The organism is Pseudoalteromonas sp. GW168-MNA-CIBAN-0100 (assembly GCF_040309225.1).
Taxonomy (GTDB): Bacteria; Pseudomonadota; Gammaproteobacteria; order Enterobacterales; family Alteromonadaceae; genus Pseudoalteromonas; species Pseudoalteromonas arctica.
Window position 1 is genome coordinate 1 of the sequence record NZ_JBEOOL010000190.1, and the last position, 388, is coordinate 388.

The window sequence follows — 388 nt, forward strand, 5'->3', positions numbered from 1 at the left end:
GGGTTAAACGGTCAGCGTCCGTGATGCCTTTAATAACCCTATCATCTTCGCTTAGGTCACTAGCAAGCGTTGCTGACTTTGAGTCACTATACTCACTTTGAATTACACTAGGTGTATTAGCTGACTGGTTGCTTTCAACCTTATTGATAGCATCGCTATTATCATTTGGCTGAGTAGTCTGCTGCTCTGTTAAATCATTATTTTGAATTTTTGATTGGCTAACAGGGTTACCAAAACTATCCCACTGGTATTGCGTGGTTTTTTGTTCTCAGAACTTACTAGATTTTGTTGAATTAACTGGCCAAGGCTGTTGTACTCAAAATTAATATTATGGCTGCTAACGCCTTCCTCTTTACGCGCAATCAGCTGGTTTACGCTGTCGTAATTG

The 388-nt window shown here is 40.2% G+C and carries 1 protein-coding gene; it reads right to left on the bottom strand.

The window, feature by feature from the left end; translation table 11 throughout:
• Positions 1-189 precede the first annotated feature (189 nt).
• A partial coding sequence (locus AAEY62_RS20670; protein WP_350636132.1) for a hypothetical protein occupies positions 190-388 on the bottom strand: 199 nt, incomplete at its 5' end.